Source organism: Streptococcus parasanguinis (genome assembly GCF_964238605.1).
Classification (GTDB): Bacteria; Bacillota; Bacilli; order Lactobacillales; family Streptococcaceae; genus Streptococcus; species Streptococcus parasanguinis_AJ.
The window spans coordinates 59799-83202 of record NZ_CAXSMM010000004.1; the positions used below are offsets into that span (position 1 = coordinate 59799).

Here is a 23404-nt window from a genome sequence, read left to right on the forward strand (position 1 = left end):
TCTCATTTTTCATACGTTGATTTTTTAGGATAATATTCATTTAAAATTTGCTTGAAATGAATGATGTTTTCTTCCCTAAAGTCCCCATCATCATTGACACAAAGCAGTTTTTTACGTCTATCTTTAAAGATAGATTCCAGCTTATCCACTTGATTTAAACCAATTGTTTCTCCGAAATTTTTAGACATAGGATAAAACTGATTACTTTCAATTTGCCAGTTAGAACAAACGTATTGATTGACATCTACCCCATAATCTCTAATCTTATTTCTGGATGTTCTATCCAAAGTTTCACCTTCGATGTCCCACAAATGTGACAAAGTACTCTTCTTCATCGGTACAGGCAAATGCTGATTCACATAACCCGTCGGTCCCCATGGTAAGAGTAACAAGTTTTTCAAAACCAAGGAACCATAACGAAAATTAAAAAATTTCCAAGGAGAGGATTTCATAGCCTTCTTATTAGGAAAATGGCGATAAATCAACTCAACATTATTGTGATAAGTATTTGTAAATGGTGACCATGGAACTAAAGCATCGTATACTGCTAAAAGCTTGGGTTGTCCATTTTTATAAAAATCGGAAGGTTGAGTATCCTTTATCATGAACATATCATCATTGAAGTAGATAAAATGTTCTGATAAGCCCTCAATACGATGAAGATTTAGCTCAATTGCTGCTGAATTATATGAAGGAAGGTAAGCTTCAGGCATAAATTCCCTATGAGTGATCAACTTAAGTTTTGGATGCTCCAAATTTAACCAGTCAGGCTTTTGCCCGTTGGTAATTAGATAAACATTATTCACCCAAGGAGCATGCTTTTCAATCATTCGAAACCAGTAATTAAAAATACCGTAATCACGATAACGTTGCTCTCCGTCGATTTCTTGGTCTATTTTTGACATTTGACCTGTCACGGCTTGTTTCTCGCGGATAAACTCAGTATCACTTCCGTCGACCCAAAGAACCACGATATCAATTTTTTCTTGTGTCATTTAATAAATTCTTTCTCAACGACTTCTAGAGCACGCTCAATAACCACATGCATATCGTAGTATTTATAATCTGCAAGACGTCCACAGAAGATGACCTTGTCATTTTTGGATGCTTCTTCTTGGTACTTAGCAAACATCGCATTATTCTTTTCATCATTGATTGGATAGTAGGGCTCATCTCCACGTTTCCAGTCAGCTGGGTATTCACGAGTAATTACTGTCTTCGGTTGAGTACCATACTCGAAGTGCTTGTGCTCAATGATCCGAGTGTAAGGAATTTCACGCTCGGTGTAGTTGACCACGGCATTTCCTTGATGATTTTCCTCATCCAAAACTTCGTGTTCGAACCGAAGGCTGCGGTATTCCAACTCCCCATGCTTGTAGTCAAAGTACTGGTCAATCATCCCTGTGAAGACCACTTTTTCAGCAAAGCTTTCCAGTTCTTCACGATTGGCGAAGAAATCAACCCCAAGTTCTACTTCTATATCACCCAGCATGTTTTCAATGATGACATTGTAACCACCGATTGGAATCCCTTGGTAACGGTCGTTAAAGTAGTTATTATCAAAGGTCAAACGCACTGGGAGGCGCTTAATGATGAAAGGAGGCAGGTCTGTTGCAGAACGTCCCCATTGTTTTTCCGTATAGCCCTTGATCAACTTTTCATAGATATCTGGACCGATCAACTTGATCGCCTGTTCTTCCAAGTTTTTCGGCTCAACATCTTTCATATCCGCCGTTTGCTCCGCAATCTTGTTTTTGACTTCTTGAGGAGTCTTTGTCCCCCACATGGCATAAAAGGTATTCATGTTGAAGGGAAGATTGTAGAGGCTGCCCTTGTAATTAGCTACCGGCGAATTGATATAGTTGTTAAATTCAGCAAATTGGTTGACATAATCCCAAACCTTTTTGTTTGAGGTATGGAAAATGTGGGCACCGTACTTATGAACGTTGATTCCTTCAACTTCTTCACAATAGATATTACCACCAATGTGGTCCCGTTTATCAATCACTTTTACTTTTTTGCCACGCTTGGTTGCCTCATGAGCAAAAATTGCCCCCGATAGACCAGCACCAACAATCAGATAATCGTACATAGTTGTCTCCCTATTTTTTTATTAATTGCTGTTTCAACTCTTTCACATTCACTATTTTGAGGAGCAAAATTAAGGTCCCATAGATGACCCCACCTAGACCAGCATAGAGAACGACATTCAGCGTCGGCGAAAGATGGACGATGAACTTGACTAGTAGCAAAAGACCATACATGAGGCCTGAAGCGAACACAATCTTCATCATTGAGCCCATAATCGGCACTTCTTTAAGATACGTTCGTGTGAAGTAGAGTTGAATCCCCCATACCAAAGCTTCTGTCAACACTGACACAATCGCAGCTCCAATAAAGCCCAGTTTTGGTAGGAAGATGAGATTCAATCCGACACTGACAATGGCAGGTACAGTAGTCGAAATCATAAATTCTTTATTTTTATTGTGAGGGATTAGAATTTGAATCCCCATGATATTGGTCCATCCGATAAAGAACATACGGAAGATCATGATAGCGATGGCATAGCGAGCATCTTGGAAATCTTTTCCCAAGAAAAATTGAACAAAGTCATCGTTGACAATGAGCATACCTGCAATAATTGGGAAAATCACCAAATTATAAACCAAAAAGGACATTTGGTGCATCTTATTAACCGCCTTGTGGTCTCCAGACGACAAGAGACTTGATACACGGGGTAACATAACGCTTCCCAGAGACGTCACCAAGGTCAATAGGATATTGACCAATTTCAAGGCTTGATCATAGATCCCCACATCCTTTGTAGAGGCAAGAGCCCCCAGCATGGTCCGATCCAAGGTGACATAGAGGGAAATGGCAATCTGCGGTAAAAAGAGCAGAATGACTGGCTTCAAATGCACCCGTGCATAGGCCATATCAAAACGGGCTTTCCCAATAAATTCACGGGCAGGTAGCCACATACTAAGCTGACCTAAGAGCTCAAAAATAGTGAGTAAGAATACATAGAGATAAATATCATTGGCAGATTTGACAAACAAGAAGATGGAGATGACTCCAACCAGTTTGACCGTGATATTTCGAACGGTAATCTTGCGAAAGTCTTCCAATCCCTGAAAGAGCCAGGAGATATCGAGTCCCTTCGCAACTAAACTGAGCCCCAAAATATAGGCCACAGGATTTTGCATGGATGGAAGCATCAAGCAAAACAAAGCATAAAGGAGGAGAGAAACAGCTGTCGCTCCCAACTGGAGGGTATAGATCCCCCAGAAATTCTTTTGGATATCTTTGCGGTGTCCTGAAATCTCTTTGGTCCCATAGTTAGCCACCCCTAAAGTCGCTAAAAGAATAAAGTAGGTGACAATGGAGTTGAAATAGCCGTAAGTTCCTAAATCTTCAGAACTAAATACCCGAGTGACATATGGGGTAGTGATAATCGGTAGGATAATCACCAGTAGCTGGTAGGAAAGATTATAGGCGTAATTTTTAAGAACTTTCATGATCATTCAATTCTATCTTTTATTTTGTATTGAGCTGGCACAAGACTAGCAAAAAGTGTAAAAATAAAAATATTATATCCTGGTCTTATCCAAAAAGCTTCTATCATACAATTAATTGTAATAAGCGATAATAAAGCTAAGAATAGAAACATACCCTGTTTATAAATTCTCTTTGATGCAAGTACATAAATCAATACCAGTAAAACAACAGGAACAACTCCGTAGTAAAATAACATTTGAATATAAGAGGAATCTACATAGTTATAACTGTATACAGATTCTGTTGTGCCACCATATCCTATAAACTTAACCCCGGTTGCTCCAAACAAATGTAAGCCATAGGTCTCTATTGCATTCTTCCCTAAAAATAACCTCATACTGAATAAGTTGTTCAAATTCACAAATAATGAAGAAGACCAGGTAAAGAAATACGATAAGTAAAACATTAAGAAAGAAAATATAGCTGCAAAATAAGGTAGGATCCCATAAATTTTAAATTTTCTTTCTTTAGTAACATACATGACAATAAAAATGACAGTTGCTACAAGTACAGAAAGGGCATTTAACCTAGCATCACAAAATTTGATGATAAAAAATGCTAAACTAATGCCTACCAAGGTTCGTAGTATAATGAACCGTTTCCGTAGTACATATCCCCAAGCAATAAATAAATAAAAACAGTGAGACGCAAAGTCAGTTGGATAAATGAAACCAAAGGAATTTCTAATCACAAAGCCAGACGAACGGACCTGAGCAAATTGTAAATTAGGAATAACTCCCAGAATTGAAAGTAAGAAAACTCCGAACACTATCGTTCCTGACACAATAACGTATGTTTTTAAGATAACATCAATATCTGCATCATATAATAACAAAATCAACAATGAATAAAGTAGGAAATTAGTCCCACCCGTATGCATGAATACGATAGAACTTGTTAGTAGTAATAAAATAGCGGTTAAGATATAAAAGAACGTGAATTTTTTTATATACAAAAATCTAAAACATAATAATAATGAAAAACTGATTAATAAAATAACCGGAAGGTTTGGGATTATTCTGTTTAACATTGTTGTCATAAGAGTATCGTACCCAACAATGAGAGTCAATACTAGAATAACCAAAAGGTTCTCAAACTTAATTTTTAACATAATACCTTTTTACTCTTAATAAAATAGCTACACCTATTTAAAAGCAATTTTACGTAAAATTGGATTCATTTTCATTTTTTCAATAAAGATGACTGTCCGAAATTTTTTTTTGGCGAGAAGATCAATACTCAATCTTCTAAGAAAAGAAGAAATATCTCGCTGTCTTAATAAGGTCTTATAAGACCCTATCATTTGATTCCTATTTCCTGAAAAAATATTATCAAAAGCTTTATTAGTAATTATAGATTGCAGTAATTCTATCTTTTCTCTCCTTCTCGCATTTAAATTAGAAATTTGAAAGGCTGCACTTACAATGATTTTTGTCTTAATTTCTTGAATTAATGTGGCATCTTCTATTTGGAACTTCTCAAGTAATTTTTGCAATGCTTGAAGTTCATCTAATTGTATTTCGATTCTTCTAGGATGAAAACTGGTCAATGCTGAACCGCTTCTACCAGCAATATAATTATAAAGAGTCGATTCAATAAAAAGGATGTTATCTAAATATCGATAAACTTGAAAATTGAATGAAGTATCCTCTCCTATTGGTTTACTAGGAAACTTAATATCGTGTTTTAAAATAAATGACTTGTTATAGATTCTTGACCAAACATTATACATCATATCAGTTTTGAATAACTCTATAAATTCATTTCTAAATTCATTCTTTCCAAGAAGACCACAATGCGTATACAAATGAGGGCGACAAGACAAAATAGTGTCCTTATTTTCTTTAATTTCATTGTAGCCAAAACAAAGAACATCCCATTTATCATTGAGGTTAGGAAAAATTTTTTCAAAGAAATCCTCAGATACAAAGTCGTCTGGATCCATAAAAAATAAATAATTACCCCTTGATAAAGAAATACCTAGGTTCCTGGCTTCTGATACTCCGTTATTTTCAATATGCCTAACACAAACATTAGAAAAATTATTTTGGTACTCATCGCAAATCGCACCACTATTATCACTTGAACCGTCATCAATTAACACAATTTCATAATTGATTGATGACGATTGCTTAAGTATGGAATCTAGGGCTCTTTTTAAATAACCTTCAACATTAAATACTGGAACAATAATACTCAAATCTATATTATTCATTACTCTTCATCCTTAATTTATGACGAATAAATTCTAGTGTCCATTTTTCTTTTTTTAATTTCTTTAACATTGTTGATTTAATATATTCCCAATAGAATTTATTTCTTGTCACCTCTACTAGCTCTTGCTTAGAAATTTTCTCTCCAATAACTAATTGATTTGGTATAACATAAAATGAATCGACTAATTTAAACTCAGGACATTTAATCATCCTCTTTTGGAAATGTGCATACAGAGGACGTTTAACCACTATATCACCATCGATTAAATTTATCGATTCCAAACCATTTTCCTCTGACCAAAAATAATAGCGTTTCGGTTCATTTTCGCCATATTCCCGAAATGAGAAATGACTAATATCAATATCATCAAATAACTTATCTTGCAGTTGTTTGAACTGACATTTTTCAAAAAGCTTTTGAATACCTTCTGCTTCATCAAAAATAAAATTTTGCTCACTAGTGAAGACATTTTGGTAATCTAGTCTATAGTTTAGGTCTTTGCCAGACATAAATATACGATTAACAGCTTGTGTATTTTTAAATATTTGTAAATGACCTAAAAGACCATATCGAACATAGTCATTCTCAAAAAATCTATGCTCTTCAAGAAATTGATAAATATCACCTAGTAAGACATCTGTGTCACAAAAACCCCAGTAATCGTAACCCTTTAATTCTTCTTCAAAGATAAGCCCATAAGCAACTTTATAGTCACATAATTTATAAGGTGTTTTAAGAGAGATTTTAAAATCAAACTTAGACTGAACTTTCTCTCTTAACTCATCAAAAGAAAGAGTTACAAATTCTATATTTTTAGCATTTAAAATGTCAAATTGGTCAACCTTTTGATCCGTATAAATTAAGAAATCAATCTTTTGATTACGTTTGGCGGTCAACAAAAAATAAGGGAAAAATTTTGGAAGTCTTCCGAAATATGGAATAATAAGTCTTATCTTTTTCATTTAGTTAGATCCTCTCCACCCTTATTCAGCCAAGTGACAGCATTAAAATAGCGGTGGTAAGTTTTTAAATCAATTCCAACATGTCCTTGCTTCTCAGCTGATTTAAAGTGGACCAATGAAGATAAGTCACTATAATTCTTCGAAGAGAAGATAACCTTACCTTTGTATGGAAGCTCTTCAAACTCTTTCATCAACTCATAAGTGCAGGCATCATTATCATTGAACTTGAAATATAAATTATTCCAATGAATTCTTTCCAAACGGCGTTGCCATTTCTGAGAAGCTTCTTTTTCATCTGCATAATGCAAGAAATGAAGTTCAATATCATCAAGGAGTGCTAGAGGATAGGCATTATCAAAGTCTTTGATATATTTTGATTCCTTAACAAATTTCAAAGAGATGTTTCCGCTCAAATAATGTTTTAAATTCTTAAGCATCTTAATGTAATCAGGTGAAAAGATAAACATCCCTACAAATGGCGTTTGATAAGGCAAACCCAATTCTTGATAAACTTTTCCTGCCCAACAATTATCACAAATAATCGTAAAATTCTTATTCTTGAGTCTTCGCCGAGGAATAAAGTTAATAATTGGATAAACGATTGGTTTTAATTTATTCTTAATTGTTTCAGTATTCATCTTAATAGTTCTTATACAACTCCGAAAAATTCCGAATATAACTTTGTAATGAGAAGAGTTCTTTTTGGCGTTTGACAGACGCCTCACCAAATTGTTTTCTCTTCTCAGTATTGTCAACTAATTCTTGAATAGCCTTAGACAATTCTGCAGGCTGATTCGGTGTAGCAAGAAGACCGTTTTCACCTTCCTTAACCATTTCACAGACACCACCATGACGGTAGCCGACTACAGGTTTGCCACAAGCCATTGATTCGAGAACTACGGTTGGCAGTGGATCTGGATTTGTACTTGGCAAGACAAAGATATCAAACATATTATAGAGTTCTGTCGTCTCGCTATAATAGTCAATTCGCTTGATTTGTCCAGCTGCTGGTGAGTCTGAAATAGCTTTTTCCAACTCATCGACACGCCACTCTTCCCCCTCAAATGCACTACCTGCTAAAAAAGCTACTGCTTTTGAATTGGCCTGTAAGATTGGCGTCACAGCTTCTAAAAAGTCGCCTTGACCTTTCCAGGCATTCACTCGACCAACCATACCGATAACCAAGGCATCCTGTGCGATCCCAAATTGGTCACGGACAGAGCTAGCATCGATTTCATGATAGACGGCATTGTCGACCCCATTATAAATCACTTGAACCTGGTCATTTTTTACAAAGCGAGACTGCTTGACGTGGTTGGCTACAGCATTTGAAACTGTCACAATCGTATCCGCATAGCGCCCCATCAAAAAGTTGATAAAATCTGAAATGGCTTTTGGCTTGACGATAATCTCATGCACATGCCAAATCAAAGGTAATTTCAACTTACGTTTAAGATAAATCCCCTCAAGTACCGCAGTTGTATTGTTGTGAACGAGAGTAATCCCATTCTCTTTAGCATATTTAGCAATTTGTTTGGAGTAACGGTTATAGGAGCCAAAGTACTCAAGAATCCCTTTTGGATTAAAATATTTCCGGCGCAAGATTGGGTAATCAATAACTTTAACCTTTGCACCGACCTCTTCTAAAGCACCCACTAAGACACCGTCGTTGGGCAAAATAACGTGTGCTTCAAAAGCATCTTTATCCAAACCCTTAATAAGCTCCAACAACACCTTGTCAGCACCATACATTTCGGCACCAGCATGGAGATATAAAATTTTCTGCATTTCTAACCTTTAAATACTTTCTCGTAGTCTGTGACAATCTTTTCCCAAGTGAAAGAATCTGCAATCCGTTGACTTGATTTTTGATTGAGATCTTCGATTGCTTGAGCGTCTAATTGCTCAGCTTGATCGATGACACTTGCTAATTGATCTTTCTTCCAATAGAGCGCCCCATCTTCACCGACTTCACGGTTAAAGCCAACATCCAACAAGAGATTGAGCTTAGTAGACTCAAGAGCCTCAAGAAGGGATGGATTAGTCCCACCCACTTCATGACCATGGAAGTAAGCGAAGGCATTCTCACGGATGTATTTAAGCAATTCTTGATCGTAGACAGTTCCTACAAACTTCACTCGAGGATCTTGATCAAATCCAGTATCTTTACGCAACTGTTCATAGAACTTGTTTTGCTCTACGTTGGTAATTAGAACAAAATCTTTTTGGGAGTTTGACTGCATAAAGCCACGAATCATGGCCTCATAGTTGTTTTCCGGTACAAAACGTCCCACGACAAGGTAGTAATCTCCTTCAGTAACTTGCTTATCTGCAAACCAAGTCCGTACTTTCTCGTCTTCTTTACTCAGGATAGACTTGCTTGTATCGGTTCCATAAGCAATATAGGTCGTCTGTGGCTGATACTTAGCATAATCCTTCTGAATATAAGCTTCGATGTTCTTACTATCACAAATCAAAAGATCAGCATGTTTGACCATGAGTTGCTCAGAAAACTTCCAATACTTGCGGACTGGAAGACTCCACTTGGCACGAAGCCACTCATGACCATCCGGATTGACCATCAGAGTTCCTCCGATAGCCTTGATTTTCTTTTTTATCCTTGAAATAAAGGGACCAATCCGACAAGCCAAGACATAAAAGATTGGTGCCTGGTCCTTGTTTTCCTTTGCGATTTCAATCGCCTTATTAAGTGCTGCAATATCGTAAGCAATGGCACGTGCAGGACCAATATTAGGGACATCAATGTTGTAGCAAATTGCACCGTTATGTTCAAAAGTATCTGCAGTAATCCCTGATTTGGCTGAATTCTCCCGCATACAAGCTACATAATACTGGATATCTTTATCTTGTTGGAATTCTGTCAACTTTTCAACAAAGGTCTCAAAACCACCATATTTTGCTGGAATCCCTTTGGAACCAACGATATAAATTGATTGTGTCATTTTTCTCCTAACATGGAAAGGACGAAGTAGGCATTTTCCTACTTCGCTCCTTCTTTTCTAAGTACAACCTTCACGGTCTTGAGCAGGATCTGAATATCTCTCCAGATCGTCCAACCATCCATGTATGCAACGTCGAGTTTGACCACTTCGTCAAAATCTGTAATCTCACTGCGTCCGCTCACTTGCCAAAGGCCTGTAATCCCGGGCTTGAAGCTGAGGCGGCGTTTTTGGGCTGGCGTATAGTCTTGGTATTCGTCTACCGTTGGAGGACGAGTTCCGACTAGACTCATATCGCCGATCAGAACATTGTAAAATTGTGGCAATTCATCCAGACTGGTCTTACGGATAAAGCGTCCGATTGGTGTTACCCGTGGATCGTTTTCCATCTTAAACATCCCACCAGTCATGGTGTTTTGCGCCATCAGATCTTTTTTAATCTCTTCGGCATCCACGCGCATAGAGCGGAATTTATAGAAGTTAAAATACCGTCCGTTCTTTCCGACCCGCTTCTGTACAAAGAAAGCAGGTCCACCATCTTTGCGGATTAGAGGGACCAAAACGATACTCACTAGTCCACAAATCAAGAGACCAAAGAGGGCGCCTACAACATCTAAGAGACGTTTAGCAAAGACGTGACTTGGTTTATAGAAATTGGTTGAGAAAGTGACGACACTTAGTCCCCCGACTTCTCGAACCCGTTTATTGCCCAAGGAAGCGAAGTTAAAGGCATTGAGATTGACCGATACATCGATCCCCATACTCTCAAACTCCGAGACGAAATCACTAATATTGTAGTCCTCACTTGGCAGATTGATAAACACTTCATCCACCACTTCCTTGGTCACAAAGTTCATCATTTGATCCGGCTGCACCACCCGTACACCCGAATGGGTAAAATCCGTATCATCCATGACAGTGACACCAATCAGTTCCCCATGATAGAGGCTAGGTGAATGCAGAATATCAAATACCTTTTCCATCCGACTGGTCGCTGTGATCAAGAAAATCTTTCGCGAACTTTTCCGTCGTGGCGAAACAGACTTCCGGTATCTCTTGAGCAAGAGATCCATGATATAGACGGAAAACGTATTGAAAAGAAAGAAGTAGATCATCCCCCGACGAGAGATGGAAAAGACCCCATCGAGCATAAAAGAGGTAAAGGTGATCCCAACAGCGAAAAATACATTGTATTTCAAGACCTGAAAGAGCTCATCTAGATAGCCTCTGCTATAAAAACGATAGGCAATATTGCTAATGTAAAAGGATACAAAATGCAAGAGATAGAGAATGGCAATTGTCTGCGACGTGTATTCTGCATCCTTAAAAAGACTCACAATGTAAGCCGAAAATAGGACAGCTAAACTTTGAAAGAGAACAATATTTAATTTTTCCAGTTCGATTCTTTCTTCTCCCATTTTCCCTCGATCCTATTCTTTACTTTTTCCCGTACTCTCCGTAAGATCCATATCCACCGTATGAACCATACTCAGCAGCTTTAATGTTAAATTTATTGAGCACGACTCCTAAGAAAGGGGTGCCTGTTTGTTCTAATTGTTCCTTAGCCTTTTGGACAGCCTTGCGTCCATTGGCACCAGATTCTGTGATCAAGACAGTTCCATCACAGCGTTGGGCGATAATGGCCGCATCAATCACGACCCCGATTGGAGGCGTATCGACAATGATGTAGTCAAAATGCTCACGCAAGGCATCCATCATCACAGTGAAGTTCTTGCTTTGCAAGAGACCTGTTGGGTTTGGCGCTACCTGTCCAGACTCGATGATATCCAAGTTTGGAAAATCAGTCGCATACAAGATTTGGTCCAATTGGCTACGACCAGATAAGAAGTCGGTCAAGCCTTGGATCTTATCCCGGCTACGGAAAACCCCTGTCATGACAGAGTTACGGATGTCACAGTCAACCAAAAGGGTCTTGTAACCCGCACGCGCAAAGGCAACGGCCAAGTTGGTTGAAGTGGTTGATTTTCCTTCATTTTCTTGAACAGATGAGATGGCGATGACTTTTAAGTCCACCCCACTCAATTGGATATTCGTCGCAAGGGCATTGAAGTACTCTTCTGCCTTCCGAATTTCTTGTAATTTGTTTTTTGAAATTTCTAACGTATTCATGCGATCCCCAGTCTACAGTTTCTTAATATCTGGCACAATACCAAGTAGGGTTAAGCCCATCAATTCTTCGATATCCTCTGGTCTCTTGACACGATCGTCCAAGACTTCTACTACGACCATGAGAACCACCATGAGGCCTGCTCCAGCAATGAAGCCAAGAAGGACATTGCGTCGGATATTTGGTGAAGAAGGTGATTGTGGAACTTCTGCCTCATCCAAAGTCGTGACATCTGATACCTTGGTTACAGAGATGATTTTTTCAGCCGCTACATTGCGAAGGCCGTTGGCGATACGAGCCGCTTCTTTTGGATCTCCATCTTTAGCCGTAATCGAAAGGATACGAGTATCTGTCGGAACAGACACACTGATCTTTTTGGACAACTCAGCCGGTGTCAGATCAAGTTTCAATTCTTCGATGGCTTGCGTCAAGACATTTTGAGAAAGAATGATCTCACGGTAGTCCTTAACCAAGTAAGAACCAGCCTGCAAATCAGAGTTTGTCAAGGCATTGTTGTCTTGGTTTTGACGACTGACCACATAGATCCGGCTAGTACTTTGGTATTCTTTCTTAGCTAAAAATGCACTATAGCCAAATGCTGCGATAGCAAAGACAAGAGCGACCAAAACGATCGAAAACTTGCGTTTCCATAGGGTCTTCAGCATAGCGAAAACATCAATTTCCACTGCTTGATTTTCTTGATTGTTCATTTCCTAATTACTCCTTCGTGTGGATCTCTCCACCTGTTTCATGGTTAGATTAATTCATCCGCTAACAAGAGTTCTTGATTGCTGACAAAGAGAGCTTGTGCTCGTCGTTCTCCGTATTCTTCCTTGATCAAGCGATAGGCTTCTGCCATATAAGGCGGTCGTTTATCCACATTGTGCATATCACTGGCAACAAAGTGCACCAAGTCTTTTTCTAAGAAGTACCGAGCTCGTTTTTTGAGTTGTTTTTGTTCATCCCCAAAGAGGCGAGGCTTGAGAACACTGGAACTATTGATCTGCATGTAGCAGCCCATGTCAATCATCTCTTGCACGCGCTCCTCATTTTTCTCCAAGCACTTGTAGCGCTCGATATGGGCCACCACTGGTGTCACACCTAGATGGAGCAAACGGTCCAAGGCGGTATGAATCTCCTTGTAAGGCGTTCCCATACTGAATTCAATCAGAGCAAAGCGCGTCTCAGCTAAACGCGGAATGATCTTTTCTTCCAGTTTTTTCAAGACATCATTAGTAAAGTAGATCTCTGCCCCGTAATGAATCGTCAAATCTGGCGCGACCTCTGCCGCAATTTTTTTCACTTCTTGAAAATTTTCAGAAATCTTTTCTTCGGGAGTTTCAAACATCCCCTTGCGACGATGAGAAGTGGAGATAATGGTCCGCACCCCTTGGCGATAGCTTTCTTCCAATAAGGCACGCGTATCTTCTTTTGTCTTTGGTCCATCATCCACATCAAAGACGATGTGCGAATGGATATCAATCATTTTTCTTTTCCTTCCATTACTTTTTGAATGGTTTCCTTAGCCTTGGTCAAGCTCGCTTGATCCAACTCCATGACATAGAGGTTGTAACCAGGCATGGCATAAGATGGCAAGTCATTTCGTCCTTGACCGGTGATCGCTTGTGAAGTCACCTCATAAGAACCACCCGTTTCTAGCTGGGTATTGATCAAGTTCATCATAGTTGGCAACTGCATATTGGTTTGGACAGAATCTTGGAGGTTTCCGATAATCTCATTGTAGTTACTCAAGACCTTAGTAGAGGTCAACTTTTTGATAATGGCCGCAATGACTTTTTCTTGGTTTTTCCCACGGTCATTGTCGCCACCTTGGAGTGAGTAGCGTTCGCGAACAAAACCGAGTGCTTGCTCTGAATTCAAATGGACCTTTCCAACTGGGAAATGGAACTTGCCATGAAGGCTCGTGAATTCTTGGTCATTTTCCACATCGATTCCCCCTAGAAGGTCAATCAACTTGAGGAAGGAGGTGAAATTGAGACGAACGTAGTAGTTGAGCTTGATATCATAGAGATTCTCAAGGGTATGGATCGAAGCATCCACTCCGTAGATCCCCGCGTGGGTCAACTTATCATTTTGGTTGTTACCACCATCTGCAATCGGTACATAGGCATCCCGTGGTGTCGTTGTCAATAGGACTTGCTTGGTCTTCCGATTGACCGTCATGATGATATTGACATCTGAACGAGAAACCGAGGTTACCGGCCCATAGGTATCGATCCCGCTGACATAGATGTTAAAGACATCCGCATTGGCAGACACCTTGCTCGTTGCTGCCACTTCTTTTCGAATCTTGTAGGAATAGATTTTCTTCAACTTCTTCGCATAGTCGGCATCTTCAGCAGCGATAGTATCTTCAAAGGTACTGTTGAGCACCATGGCAGAAGCATTCCCTTCTTGCAGGCTCTTATAGGCATCTAGATAAGTCGGTGCATCCACTACAGAAATTTCCTGACCCTTGGTCTTTTTGATATTGTCCAAGAGGGCCGTGAGATTGGCTTCATTATTGTTGCCCTTTGGTGCCACCACTTCCTTGATTTCTTTGATGTCTTTGATGTCACTGTCTTTCTTGACATAGACAGCCATCTCAAACTCTGTATAGTTAGAGTGGCCATTGACATTACTCGTCAGATTTAGCAGCTGTTGACTAGCAAACAAAACTCCTGAACTAGCCAATAATCCGACAAGAAGCAGGACCAAAGTTGTCTTTTTAGCCTGATTTTTGATCACAAACCAAGCTGACAAGAGCAAGAGAACAGTTAATAGTGCAATCACGAGAACATTGACATAGCGAAAAGCCAAGATGTTATTGGCCAACATGGTATAGGTCGCCCAACTCGCGGTCATAAGCAAAAAAATAAGCAATACGGAATTAACGATTCGCAATTGCCCCCACTTATGCTCTGAACGACGACTCCGTCTCCTTTGTGACATAAATACCTCCAATTAGTCCTAATCATATTTATTGTAACATATTTTTAGCAAAAAATGCATTAATTATCACTTTTTTGTCCGTTATGGACATTCGGAAAGTAAGCGCTTTCTAAAACAAGCAAAAATCCCTTGTATACTTATGCAGAGAATCCAAAAAAAACGGGTGAAACACCCGGTTTTTGAAGATCCTACAAAAGATCATCCCGCTTGACTTGCTCAAAACTTTCCTTGCCATCATTGAGCTTGTCCCAGATGACAACCCTTCCTTCTTTCAATGATTTTTGAACATCAATAATCCGCTGGTTGGAAGACCCACGGAACTGCAACATGAGGTTGCGCTTGCTTTTATCATAGCGTCCATCGACCAGGATATCAATCAGCGACAAGAGCTCCAGTTTATCAGGCGTTTCTAACATCATTTCTTCCCAAGTGTAGCCGGTCCATGACCAAATATCTTTTTCTGGCAATTCTTTCCGAATACGTTTTACAAGGGGTAAAAGAATACCGGTATTAAGAAATGGCTCTCCCCCAAGCAGGGTCAGGCCTTGGACATAGGGTTGGGCCAGATCTTCCATGATCTGCTCTTCCAATTCTTTGGTATAAGGAATGCCTGCATTGAAAGACCAGGTCGCTACATTGTAACAGCCCTCACAGTGAAACATGCAACCGGCCACGTAAAGGGAGTTGCGCACTCCTTCTCCATCTACAAAGTTAAAGGCCTTATAGTCAATGATTCGCCCTTTACTCAGCTCCTCACTTTTCCATTCTTGAGGTTTGGGATTGTTCATCTTCATCCTCCAAATCAATCCAGTAGCGCTGACTTCTGTCGATTGTGTTTTCGTAAACACCGCCAGCAGAGAGAATGGTGCGACGACTGGCTTCGTTGTCTTCATCACAGGTAATCAGTACTCGTTCCAATCCTTGCTTTCGAGCCTCTGCTAATCCTAGCTCTAGCTGCAACTTAGCCAAGCCCTTTCTGCGTTGACTGGGCCGGATGGAATAGCCAATGTGACCACCCTCTACAAATAATTTGTCATTCAAGGACAAGCGCAGGGCTAAAAAGCCCAGAGGGTAGCCAGTCTCATCAAAGGATAAAAATTGAATGGTAGGAACCCAGCCTTCTGGCAGATTCTCAGTATCCTCCTGCTGCTCTACAATTCGCAACCAATCCGCAAAATCCTTTGCTCGCTTCCAAGTGGAGCCCATGCCACCGTGCATATAGGATTTTGCAGCATCGAACTCAGCAATCATCTCTAAAATCGCGTCTTTATCTTCTAAAGTTGGTCGTCTTAGCTCCATGCTTCCTCCTTAATCGACATCAATCCAGTAGCGCTCTTTTCCGCCTCGAACATCCTCTAAAGCTCCGGCATTAGCCAGAATCACTGCTCGACTGGCAGCATTATCACAATCGCAAGTCACTAGGACTCGCTTTATATTTTTACTTCTAGCTACTTGCAAGCCTTGTCGCAGTTGCTCTTTTGCCAATCCTTTCCCACGCGCAGAGGGACGGATGGAATAACCAATATGACCACCTACCTCCAGCAAATAGTCACTAAGACGCAATCTCAGATTGAGAAACCCTACGGCTTGTCCATCTCTCGAAAAAGCAACTAACTGAATATCAGGCACCCACCCTTCAGGCAAATTAATCCCCATTTCATGATTCTGATTACTTTCCAACCACTCTTCATAAACAAAATTCTCAGCATCCCAAAATCCGCCATCGTGAGCTGATTGATTCGCTTCAAACTCTGCCATCATGTCTAATACAGTTTCTTTATCTGCTAATGTTGGTCTACGTAATTCCATCTTTACCTCCCCCCATACGAGAAAAGCGAGAGCGAACTCTCACTTTTATTTTTTCTTAGCCTTTTTTAAAAATTGCTCTCTCAGGCTGGCCACCTGGTCTTTTTTATTGATTCCACCTGTCGAATGTTTTTCGTGGAATCGTTGAACCTGGGCCTTGCCCTTATCGTCTAGTTGGTATTTTCCCATAATCTTCCTTTTCTAATCTGTTACTTGGTGTCCAGCTGATTTAATCGTGGACCCATTCATGTGTTTGACCCGCGCAGCGATTTCTTTATGTCGTCCATTGACCATGGGGCGAGCTTGTGGGTTTCCTAGATAACCACAGGTCCGTTTGACCACATCAACCGTTTTAGGATCGCTATTGCCACAGTTTGGACAAGCAAATCCGCGCTCAGTCGGCGTGAAGTCTCCTTCAAAATCACACTTGTAACAACGGTCAATCGGTGTATTGGTTCCGAGATAACCGACTCGGTCATAGGCATAATCCCAAACCGCCTCAAGGGCTTTTGGATTTTGTTGGAGCACAGGGTATTCACAATAGTGGATAAAGCCACCAGAAGCCCCTGCTTCAGGATAAATTTTTTCAAAATCCAACTTCTCAAATGGGGTTGGGTTCTTACGAACATCGTAGTGGAAACTATTGGTGTAGTATTCCTTGTCTGTGATATCCGGAACCTTCCCAAATTTCTCCGTATCCAGGCGACAGAAGCGGTCTGTCAAGCTTTCTGACGGTGTCGAATAAATAGAGAAGTGGTAATCATACTGGTCAGACCATTCTTCCACGCGCGCTTTCATATCCTTGATGATATCGATCGTGAATTGTTTGGCTTCTGGATTGTGTTCCCAATTTGGACCATAAAAGACGGTTGCAACTTCATAGAGTCCGATATAGCCAAGAGAAACGGTTGCTCTGCGATGACGGAAGAGCTGATCTACCTGGTCATATTTGCCCAAGCGTTTCCCGAAAGCGCCATATTGGTAGAGAATCGGTGCATTGGCTGGTGTCGCTTCTTTGGTGCGTTCCACCCGGTAAACCAAGGCATCTTCAGCGATGTTCATCCGTTCATTAAAGATTTGCCAGAATTTCTCCTTGTCTCCGCCAGATTCCAAGGCAATTCGAGGTAAATTGACCGTCACGACTCCAAGATTCATCCGGCCAGAATTAACTTCCACACCATTCTCGTCCTTCCAACCTTGAAGGAAAGAGCGACATCCCATGGGCACCTTGAAGGAGCCTGTCAATTCTACAATCTTGTCATAAGAGAGGACATCTGGATACATGCGTTTCGTAGCACATTCCAAGGCCAATTGCTTAATATCATAGTTAGGCGTTCCAGGCTCTAAGTTGAGTCCCCGCTTGAGGGTAAAGATTAATTTTGGAAAAATGGCTGTCCGATGTTCCGATCCAAGACCCTTAATCCGAATTTCCAGAATCGCCTTTTGGATTTCCCGTTCGAAGCGATTGGTTCCAAGGCCAAAACCAAGCGAAGTGAAAGGAGTTTGCCCGTTTGAAGTAAAGAGGGTATTGATCTCATATTCTAGCGATTGCATGGCATCATAGATGTCTTTTTGAGTCTTACTCCAAGCATAGTCCTCTTGCTTTTCAGGAAGTACCCACTCTTTGGCATCCGCTAAGTGTTTTTGGTAGTTCTTTTCTGCATAAGGGGCCAAGACTTCATCGATCCGGTCTGCTGAACAGCCACCATACTGACTAGAAGCTACATTGGCAATAATCTGCGAGATTTGAGCCGTTGCAGTTTGGATAGACTTAGGACTTTCTACTTCTGCATTCCCAATCTTAAAGCCATTTCTGAGCATGCCCTCAAAATCGATCAAACAGCAGTTGGTCATCGGTGTATAAGGGCTATAGTCCAAATCATGGTAGTGAATATCCCCTTTTTGGTGGGCATTAGCTACGTGTTTGGGCAACATTTTAAGACCAATAGACTTACCAACGATCCCTGCCGTCAAGTCCCGTTGCGTATTAAAGACATCGCTGTCCTTATTGGCATTTTCATTGACAACCGCTTGGTCCTTATTGAGGAGTTTTCCAATCGTAAAGTTGATATCCGTCGCTTTTGAGCGCTCAAAATCCCGCTGAGTCCGATAAGTAATGTAGCTCTCAGCAATCGCATATTCGTTGGCTTGAAGCAATTCATGTTCGACGACATTTTGGATCTCATAGATCTTCACGCCATTTGGAAAACGTTCCAAGATCTCTGCGATCACACGATCGACAATAGCTTCTAGTTTGGCTTCCATCACTGGAGTGAGAGAAGTCACTTCTTCTGTCGCCTTCAACAAGGCTTTATAAATTTTTTCAACATCGAATTGAACACGGCGGCCATCTCGTTTTTCAACAAAAATATCCGGGGCCATTCTCAGTTTTTCTTCTCTCAAGGTGATCATACCAAACATGCCTCTCTTCATTTATTTACATACAAGTTGTATTATACCACTCCAAAAATAAAAATCAATATCTTGTGGTGAAAATTCTAAAAAACTTTCTAAAACACAAGATATTGATTTTCTTAAGAGCGTTGATAGAGTTTGAAATGACGGTATTTCTTCTCAACGAGACGATAATTTTCTTTGAGCAAGTCCTTCATTTTGGAGGTCAACTCCACCTGATTATTGACCACAATATACTTGGGTTCAGACCGATTGATTTGTTGGATCACATTGGTCCGATTTTCATTAATTCCCAGATAAGACGTCGGGGTCAATAAGGCAGAAGCTGCCAAACGATCGCTTTCTTGATAGAGAGTAGCTGTCGCATCCCATGCATAAATGGTATCTTTCGACTTGGTGTGATTTTTAATGTAGCTGGCAATAGCGCTCCGTTCACTGGATTGGCCAGACTGAAGCACAACATCTTGAACCACTGGATTCGCCAACAGATAGACAAGGGCTACTAACGGTAAGAAAACTTGGCTCGTAAAGTAAGCGGCCCAAACTTCCTTGTTTTTCTTCTTCCGACCACGACGTTCGATCCCATCGTTTTCTTCCCCATCTCGTGAGAACCAGATCGCAAACAAAGGAAGAACAAATGGCAACATTGGCAACAATTGGTAAGCGCCTTGTTCAGGAAGACCAATAGACACGATGAGGACTACCAGGCTACCTGCCCATCCCATAAAGCGGAAGATCCGTCGAGCACTGCTATTTTGCTTGGTAAAGGACATCAAAAAGGCAGAGACTAGGCCGAAGGCCAGCGCCAACAGTCCATAATAAATGGCATTACTAAAGGTTTGTCCATTGCTAAAATTCAAGGCATTAAAGACATAGGTCACTTGATTAATGGCATAGCCAAAAGTCTGATTCAAAACGGTGATATAGCCAATTGGGTAAAAGACGAGTGAAAAACCAAGGAGAGCTGCCAGCAGTTGATAAAAGCCACGCGCCCATCTCTTTTGCTTGATATTAAAGGCCGTTAATCCAAGGAAGGCCAACAAATAAAACAGGGCACTGGTCATCGGATCAATCAAGAAAGCCACAGCTGCAATCGCACCATAAAGGATAAAGCCTTCATCCTTACGATGCCCAATCAAATAAGCCAAAATGAAATTCATGCTGGCAAATAGGATTGGAAGACTAAAGAGAGTCACATAAGTTCCTCCAAAACCAAGGCCTAGCACCAAGAAATAAAAGAGTAACTGGACATTCTTCGCTGTATCTTTATCAGACACCAGCAAGCGAACAACCCGATAGAGGTAAGTCCCCGCAAAGAAGAGGGCAATCGCTTGAAGGATCATCAAGATCCAATGTCCACCAGCTAAACTTCCCAACCAGTTGATCGCATAATAGAGGAGACCATTGGTCCCGTAAAAATCACCAAACGGTACTTGACCCTTGGTCATAGCCCAGCCAGCATACAAGTTTTGAGATTGTTGATTGGTTGCAAAACGGGTTAAAAACGGCACCCCGACATGCAGCAAACTAATCAAGAGACTCAACACAAAAGGAATCGCTAGGGGTACTGGACGCTTGGATTGACGACGGATCGGCTCAACTGTCACATCTGCTTCTAGCTCTTCCGTATCCTCTTCTACCTTAGATGCTTCCGCTTTTGTCGCTTCGACTCCCGCCTTACGCGAACGACGACTCATCCGACTGAGCGGTTGCTCCGCTTCCTGTTCCGATTCTTGTGTAGGTTCTGCTACTGCCTCTGGCTTGGCATCACCAATTTCCTCTGATGCCTCCATTGCAACCGGCTCCTCCAAGACTTCTGCCTGCTGGCTATGAGTCGGTTCTTCTTCACGAAAGACTGATTTATCTAGCACTTCGCGAATTTCACGTGTATCCTGAAAACTATCTCCCACGTGAATCCCTAATTTTTTCGAAGTCATTTCTTGCTCTTTTTCGCTCATTCTTTTTCCTTTTTCTAGATCTTTGCTCTTTCCTTTTAGAAAAAAGCCCATTATCTTCTCTAGTATACCAAATTCTGCTGACCCTGTCAGCCTCTTATCACATAGTCCTATGGAAAAAGAGTCAGGCATCTCGATTCCTGACTCTGATTTTCGTTTTTATACATTTACAACATCGGTGCGAACAATTGCATAATTTCCTTGATTAAGCTTTGGTGCCAAGTAAAGCGGAAGGTATCTTCAGTGATTTCTTGAGACACTTCAAAGATATGGTCAAAATCCGCCCGAATCTCTTTCAGAGCAGGCGTCCGATACATCCAGACAGCATTTTCATAGTGATGGACCAAACTGCGGTAATCAAAGTTAATCGACCCTACAACCGCCATTTCATCATCGGCAAGAACTTGCTTACTGTGGACAAAACCAGGCGTGTACTCATAGATTTTCACACCAGCATCCATCAGATCCAAGTAAGCCCCACGCGTAACAATTTGGATCAATTTTTTATCCGGAATATGCGGGGTCACGATGCGAACATCCACCCCACGAAGGGCCGCATTGCGGATATCTTCTGTCAAATCATAATCGATGATCAAGTAAGGAGTCGTGATATAGACGTAATCCGTCGCCAGGTTGATCATATTTTGATAGACCGTCTTTCCGACCTGCGACTTGTAAATCGGCTTTGGTCCACTCCCATAGGGAATGTAGAGCCCTTCGCCTTCGACTGCCTTGTTTTCAATATGGTAGCGGTCAAAATCCTCGATTTCCCCACGGTTGATGTACCAGTTCATGAGGAAGAGTCGCGTTAAGGCCTTAACAGCTCGGCCATCCAAGCGGATGGCACTGTCCTTCCAGTGACCAAACCGCTCAATGTGGTTGATATACTCGTCTGCCAAATTGACACCACCCGTATAGCCGATCTGCCCATCAATGACCAGAATCTTTCGGTGGTCTCGGTTATTATAAGCCACTGTTAGACGGGGGATCACCTTGTTAAACTTATGGGCATCAATCCCCATCTTTCGCAATCGTTTGGTATAGTTCCCAGCCAAGGTCGCCATACAGCCGATATCGTCATAAAGGAGTTTGACTTCGACCCCCTCTTTCACTTTCTGCTCTAAAATCTCTAGGATACTGTTCCACATCAAGCCCTCGTCAATGATGTAAAACTCGATGAAGATAAATTTTTTCGCTGCTTTTAGATCCTCTAGTAGTTGCTCATACATAGCCTCCCCTAGAGGGTAAAAGGTCGATGCTGTCCCATTGTAGAGATCCGCATTGTGGTCCATGGATAAAATCGACTTGACCAAGCCATAACCCGCCTTGCTTTCTTGCTTGAGCTCCTTACGCAACTGATGACTATTGTCCTCTCGAAACTTCATGGACTCCATATTTTTCAGCTGGATCATTTCCTTTTTGGACAAACGCCGCTCTCCAAACATGAGGTATAAAAGCGATCCAAAGACAGGAATGACGGCAATCAAGAGCCAGGTCACCTTATTTTCAGGCGGGGTATTTCGATTAACAATAGCTAAGATTGTCGACACATATAAGAGCCCAATGACTGCAACAGATAGCCAATGAGGGAACCATCTATTAAGCCAGAAGAAGGCCGCAAAGGATGCCCATAGTTCAAAGCCCATAAACAAAATACTAAATCCATATTTGGACATTAATAGACGTAATTTTCGAAAGGTCACAGCATCCTCCTTTTTTTCTTTCTACTAGTATACCAATTCTTTTTACCCGTTGCAACGACCAACCAAACCCCTTCTAGACAAACAAAAAGAGAGTGGGACAGAAGTCCTAACCTCTCAATTATTTTTGGATTGTCGAGCAAGACGCAGTGGTTGAGTGGGCTCTACTACGCTGATTTCATCAGCTTTTACAGCCCTACTCAACTGTGCGGAGGTGGGACGACGAAATCGAATTCTAACGAATTACCGATTTCTGTCCCACTCTCTCTTGTTTCGTCCCTTATTGCTTGGTCAAAACGATAATCCCTTGATCATCCTCTGCTTGCTCTAGGTCTTCTAGCGACAACTGATCTCCTTCGATCCGATAGCGATAAGGCTCATCCCCGATACGCATGGATTGATTGACCGGATCAATGCTGACCTCTTTGGTCTCTTCTTCTCCATCAGCATCTTGCACCGTAAACGTGCCTTTTTGACCCGTCACAACTAAGAGGATCGTATTTTCCTCGTCCTGTCCTCGATAGCTTCCATCTATGGACACCCCCTGCTCTGACTTTTCACTGGTCGAAGCCACTGTCTCAGATGAATGTGAGCTAGCGCTACTTGAGGCTTTTGGCGTTTGTTCTTGCTGGCTACAAGCAGTCAGGAAAAGGGCTACTGCCAAGGTCAGTATAGACATGATTTTTTTCATTAAGATCGGCTCCTTTCGCCATAACCGTATACTATCTACCACCAGTATACGCCAAGAAAG

22 protein-coding genes are annotated in these 23404 nt (G+C 41.1%); all 22 read right to left on the bottom strand.

Annotation, left to right across the window (positions count from 1 at the left end; all coding sequences use genetic code 11):
- Nucleotides 1-2: 2 nt before the first annotated feature.
- Nucleotides 3-995, bottom strand: a complete 993-nt coding sequence (locus ACESR9_RS04520) for a stealth family protein (RefSeq protein ID WP_373105781.1) — start codon at nt 993-995, stop codon at nt 3-5.
- On the bottom strand, nt 992-2092 hold the full coding sequence (gene glf / locus ACESR9_RS04525; protein ID WP_373105783.1) for a UDP-galactopyranose mutase: 1101 nt from the start codon (nt 2090-2092) through the stop codon (nt 992-994). The genes ACESR9_RS04520 and glf overlap by 4 nt, the downstream gene beginning before the upstream one ends.
- Before the next feature lie 10 nt (nt 2093-2102).
- Nucleotides 2103-3518, bottom strand: coding sequence for a flippase (locus ACESR9_RS04530; RefSeq protein ID WP_373105866.1), 1416 nt, complete (start codon nt 3516-3518; stop codon nt 2103-2105).
- Nucleotides 3519-3520: 2 nt separating this feature from the next.
- Nucleotides 3521-4669, bottom strand: a complete 1149-nt coding sequence (locus ACESR9_RS04535; protein WP_070506036.1) for a polysaccharide polymerase — start codon at nt 4667-4669, stop codon at nt 3521-3523.
- A 33-nt stretch (nt 4670-4702) separates the two neighbouring features.
- Nucleotides 4703-5773, bottom strand: coding sequence for a glycosyltransferase family 2 protein (locus ACESR9_RS04540; protein ID WP_070587753.1), 1071 nt, complete (start codon nt 5771-5773; stop codon nt 4703-4705).
- On the bottom strand, nt 5766-6737 hold the full coding sequence (locus tag ACESR9_RS04545; RefSeq protein ID WP_373105785.1) for a DUF6625 family protein: 972 nt from the start codon (nt 6735-6737) through the stop codon (nt 5766-5768). The genes ACESR9_RS04540 and ACESR9_RS04545 overlap by 8 nt, the downstream gene beginning before the upstream one ends.
- A complete protein-coding gene (locus ACESR9_RS04550) occupies nt 6734-7375 on the bottom strand; it encodes a DUF1919 domain-containing protein (RefSeq protein WP_373105787.1) in 642 nt (213 codons plus the stop codon). Before ACESR9_RS04550 ends, ACESR9_RS04545 begins: the two co-directional genes overlap by 4 nt.
- 1 nt (nt 7376) lies before the next feature.
- Nucleotides 7377-8525, bottom strand: coding sequence for a glycosyltransferase family 4 protein (locus ACESR9_RS04555; protein WP_373105788.1), 1149 nt, complete (start codon nt 8523-8525; stop codon nt 7377-7379).
- A gap of 2 nt (nt 8526-8527) precedes the next feature.
- Nucleotides 8528-9700: a beta 1-4 rhamnosyltransferase Cps2T gene (gene cps2T / locus ACESR9_RS04560; protein ID WP_373105790.1), complete on the bottom strand. Its 1173-nt coding sequence runs from the start codon at nt 9698-9700 to the stop codon at nt 8528-8530.
- 38 nt (nt 9701-9738) lie between these two features.
- A complete protein-coding gene (locus ACESR9_RS04565) occupies nt 9739-11115 on the bottom strand; it encodes a sugar transferase (protein ID WP_155125198.1) in 1377 nt (458 codons plus the stop codon).
- A gap of 19 nt (nt 11116-11134) precedes the next feature.
- Nucleotides 11135-11827 carry a tyrosine-protein kinase gene (locus ACESR9_RS04570; RefSeq protein ID WP_023919867.1) on the bottom strand — a complete coding sequence of 231 codons (693 nt, stop codon included), beginning with the start codon at nt 11825-11827 and terminating at the stop codon, nt 11135-11137.
- 12 nt (nt 11828-11839) lie between these two features.
- A complete protein-coding gene (locus tag ACESR9_RS04575) occupies nt 11840-12535 on the bottom strand; it encodes a Wzz/FepE/Etk N-terminal domain-containing protein (RefSeq protein WP_373105792.1) in 696 nt (231 codons plus the stop codon).
- A gap of 44 nt (nt 12536-12579) precedes the next feature.
- Nucleotides 12580-13311, bottom strand: coding sequence for a capsular polysaccharide biosynthesis protein Cps4B (cps4B, locus tag ACESR9_RS04580; protein ID WP_373105793.1), 732 nt, complete (start codon nt 13309-13311; stop codon nt 12580-12582).
- Nucleotides 13308-14777 carry an LCP family glycopolymer transferase CpsA gene (gene cpsA, locus ACESR9_RS04585; RefSeq protein ID WP_373105794.1) on the bottom strand — a complete coding sequence of 490 codons (1470 nt, stop codon included), beginning with the start codon at nt 14775-14777 and terminating at the stop codon, nt 13308-13310. The genes cps4B and cpsA overlap by 4 nt, the downstream gene beginning before the upstream one ends.
- A gap of 188 nt (nt 14778-14965) precedes the next feature.
- On the bottom strand, nt 14966-15565 hold the full coding sequence (gene nrdG, locus ACESR9_RS04590; protein WP_373105796.1) for an anaerobic ribonucleoside-triphosphate reductase activating protein: 600 nt from the start codon (nt 15563-15565) through the stop codon (nt 14966-14968).
- Nucleotides 15531-16076, bottom strand: a complete 546-nt coding sequence (locus ACESR9_RS04595; protein WP_021154086.1) for a GNAT family N-acetyltransferase — start codon at nt 16074-16076, stop codon at nt 15531-15533. The genes nrdG and ACESR9_RS04595 overlap by 35 nt, the downstream gene beginning before the upstream one ends.
- A 9-nt stretch (nt 16077-16085) precedes the next feature.
- Nucleotides 16086-16586 (bottom strand): GNAT family N-acetyltransferase, encoded by a 501-nt coding sequence (locus tag ACESR9_RS04600; protein ID WP_223325486.1) that lies wholly within the window; start codon nt 16584-16586, stop codon nt 16086-16088.
- Between the two features lie 45 nt (nt 16587-16631).
- Entirely contained in the window at nt 16632-16772 is a 141-nt protein-coding gene (locus ACESR9_RS04605; RefSeq protein WP_152904068.1) for a hypothetical protein, read from the bottom strand.
- Between the two features lie 12 nt (nt 16773-16784).
- Nucleotides 16785-18995, bottom strand: a complete 2211-nt coding sequence (gene nrdD, locus ACESR9_RS04610) for an anaerobic ribonucleoside-triphosphate reductase (RefSeq protein WP_070675890.1) — start codon at nt 18993-18995, stop codon at nt 16785-16787.
- Between the two features lie 122 nt (nt 18996-19117).
- Nucleotides 19118-20956 carry a glycosyltransferase family protein gene (locus ACESR9_RS04615; protein WP_347112917.1) on the bottom strand — a complete coding sequence of 613 codons (1839 nt, stop codon included), beginning with the start codon at nt 20954-20956 and terminating at the stop codon, nt 19118-19120.
- Nucleotides 20957-21120: 164 nt separating this feature from the next.
- On the bottom strand, nt 21121-22656 hold the full coding sequence (gene cls / locus ACESR9_RS04620) for a cardiolipin synthase (RefSeq protein WP_347112918.1): 1536 nt from the start codon (nt 22654-22656) through the stop codon (nt 21121-21123).
- Nucleotides 22657-22933: 277 nt separating this feature from the next.
- On the bottom strand, nt 22934-23344 hold the full coding sequence (locus ACESR9_RS04625) for an SP_0198 family lipoprotein (protein WP_024055234.1): 411 nt from the start codon (nt 23342-23344) through the stop codon (nt 22934-22936).
- Nucleotides 23345-23404 lie beyond the last annotated feature (60 nt).

What these genes read in the sequence shown, in the direction of transcription:
- ACESR9_RS04550 (WP_373105787.1), bottom strand. Translation starts at nt 7,375, where the DNA reads ATGAATACTGAAACAATTAAGAATAAATTAAAACCAATCGTTTATCCA.
- ACESR9_RS04565 (WP_155125198.1), bottom strand. Translation starts at nt 11,115, where the DNA reads ATGGGAGAAGAAAGAATCGAACTGGAAAAATTAAATATTGTTCTCTTT.
- ACESR9_RS04595 (WP_021154086.1), bottom strand. Translation starts at nt 16,076, where the DNA reads ATGGAGCTAAGACGACCAACTTTAGAAGATAAAGACGCGATTTTAGAG.
- glf (WP_373105783.1), bottom strand. Translation starts at nt 2,092, where the DNA reads ATGTACGATTATCTGATTGTTGGTGCTGGTCTATCGGGGGCAATTTTT.
- nrdD (WP_070675890.1), bottom strand. Translation starts at nt 18,995, where the DNA reads ATGATCACCTTGAGAGAAGAAAAACTGAGAATGGCCCCGGATATTTTT.
- ACESR9_RS04535 (WP_070506036.1), bottom strand. Translation starts at nt 4,669, where the DNA reads ATGTTAAAAATTAAGTTTGAGAACCTTTTGGTTATTCTAGTATTGACT.
- ACESR9_RS04605 (WP_152904068.1), bottom strand. Translation starts at nt 16,772, where the DNA reads ATGGGAAAATACCAACTAGACGATAAGGGCAAGGCCCAGGTTCAACGA.
- ACESR9_RS04530 (WP_373105866.1), bottom strand. Translation starts at nt 3,518, where the DNA reads ATGAAAGTTCTTAAAAATTACGCCTATAATCTTTCCTACCAGCTACTG.
- nrdG (WP_373105796.1), bottom strand. Translation starts at nt 15,565, where the DNA reads ATGAACAATCCCAAACCTCAAGAATGGAAAAGTGAGGAGCTGAGTAAA.
- ACESR9_RS04555 (WP_373105788.1), bottom strand. Translation starts at nt 8,525, where the DNA reads ATGCAGAAAATTTTATATCTCCATGCTGGTGCCGAAATGTATGGTGCT.
- ACESR9_RS04600 (WP_223325486.1), bottom strand. Translation starts at nt 16,586, where the DNA reads ATGGAATTACGTAGACCAACATTAGCAGATAAAGAAACTGTATTAGAC.
- ACESR9_RS04540 (WP_070587753.1), bottom strand. Translation starts at nt 5,773, where the DNA reads ATGAATAATATAGATTTGAGTATTATTGTTCCAGTATTTAATGTTGAA.
- ACESR9_RS04570 (WP_023919867.1), bottom strand. Translation starts at nt 11,827, where the DNA reads ATGAATACGTTAGAAATTTCAAAAAACAAATTACAAGAAATTCGGAAG.
- cps2T (WP_373105790.1), bottom strand. Translation starts at nt 9,700, where the DNA reads ATGACACAATCAATTTATATCGTTGGTTCCAAAGGGATTCCAGCAAAA.
- ACESR9_RS04575 (WP_373105792.1), bottom strand. Translation starts at nt 12,535, where the DNA reads ATGAACAATCAAGAAAATCAAGCAGTGGAAATTGATGTTTTCGCTATG.
- ACESR9_RS04625 (WP_024055234.1), bottom strand. Translation starts at nt 23,344, where the DNA reads ATGAAAAAAATCATGTCTATACTGACCTTGGCAGTAGCCCTTTTCCTG.
- ACESR9_RS04545 (WP_373105785.1), bottom strand. Translation starts at nt 6,737, where the DNA reads ATGAAAAAGATAAGACTTATTATTCCATATTTCGGAAGACTTCCAAAA.
- ACESR9_RS04520 (WP_373105781.1), bottom strand. Translation starts at nt 995, where the DNA reads ATGACACAAGAAAAAATTGATATCGTGGTTCTTTGGGTCGACGGAAGT.
- cpsA (WP_373105794.1), bottom strand. Translation starts at nt 14,777, where the DNA reads ATGTCACAAAGGAGACGGAGTCGTCGTTCAGAGCATAAGTGGGGGCAA.
- cps4B (WP_373105793.1), bottom strand. Translation starts at nt 13,311, where the DNA reads ATGATTGATATCCATTCGCACATCGTCTTTGATGTGGATGATGGACCA.
- ACESR9_RS04615 (WP_347112917.1), bottom strand. Translation starts at nt 20,956, where the DNA reads ATGAGCGAAAAAGAGCAAGAAATGACTTCGAAAAAATTAGGGATTCAC.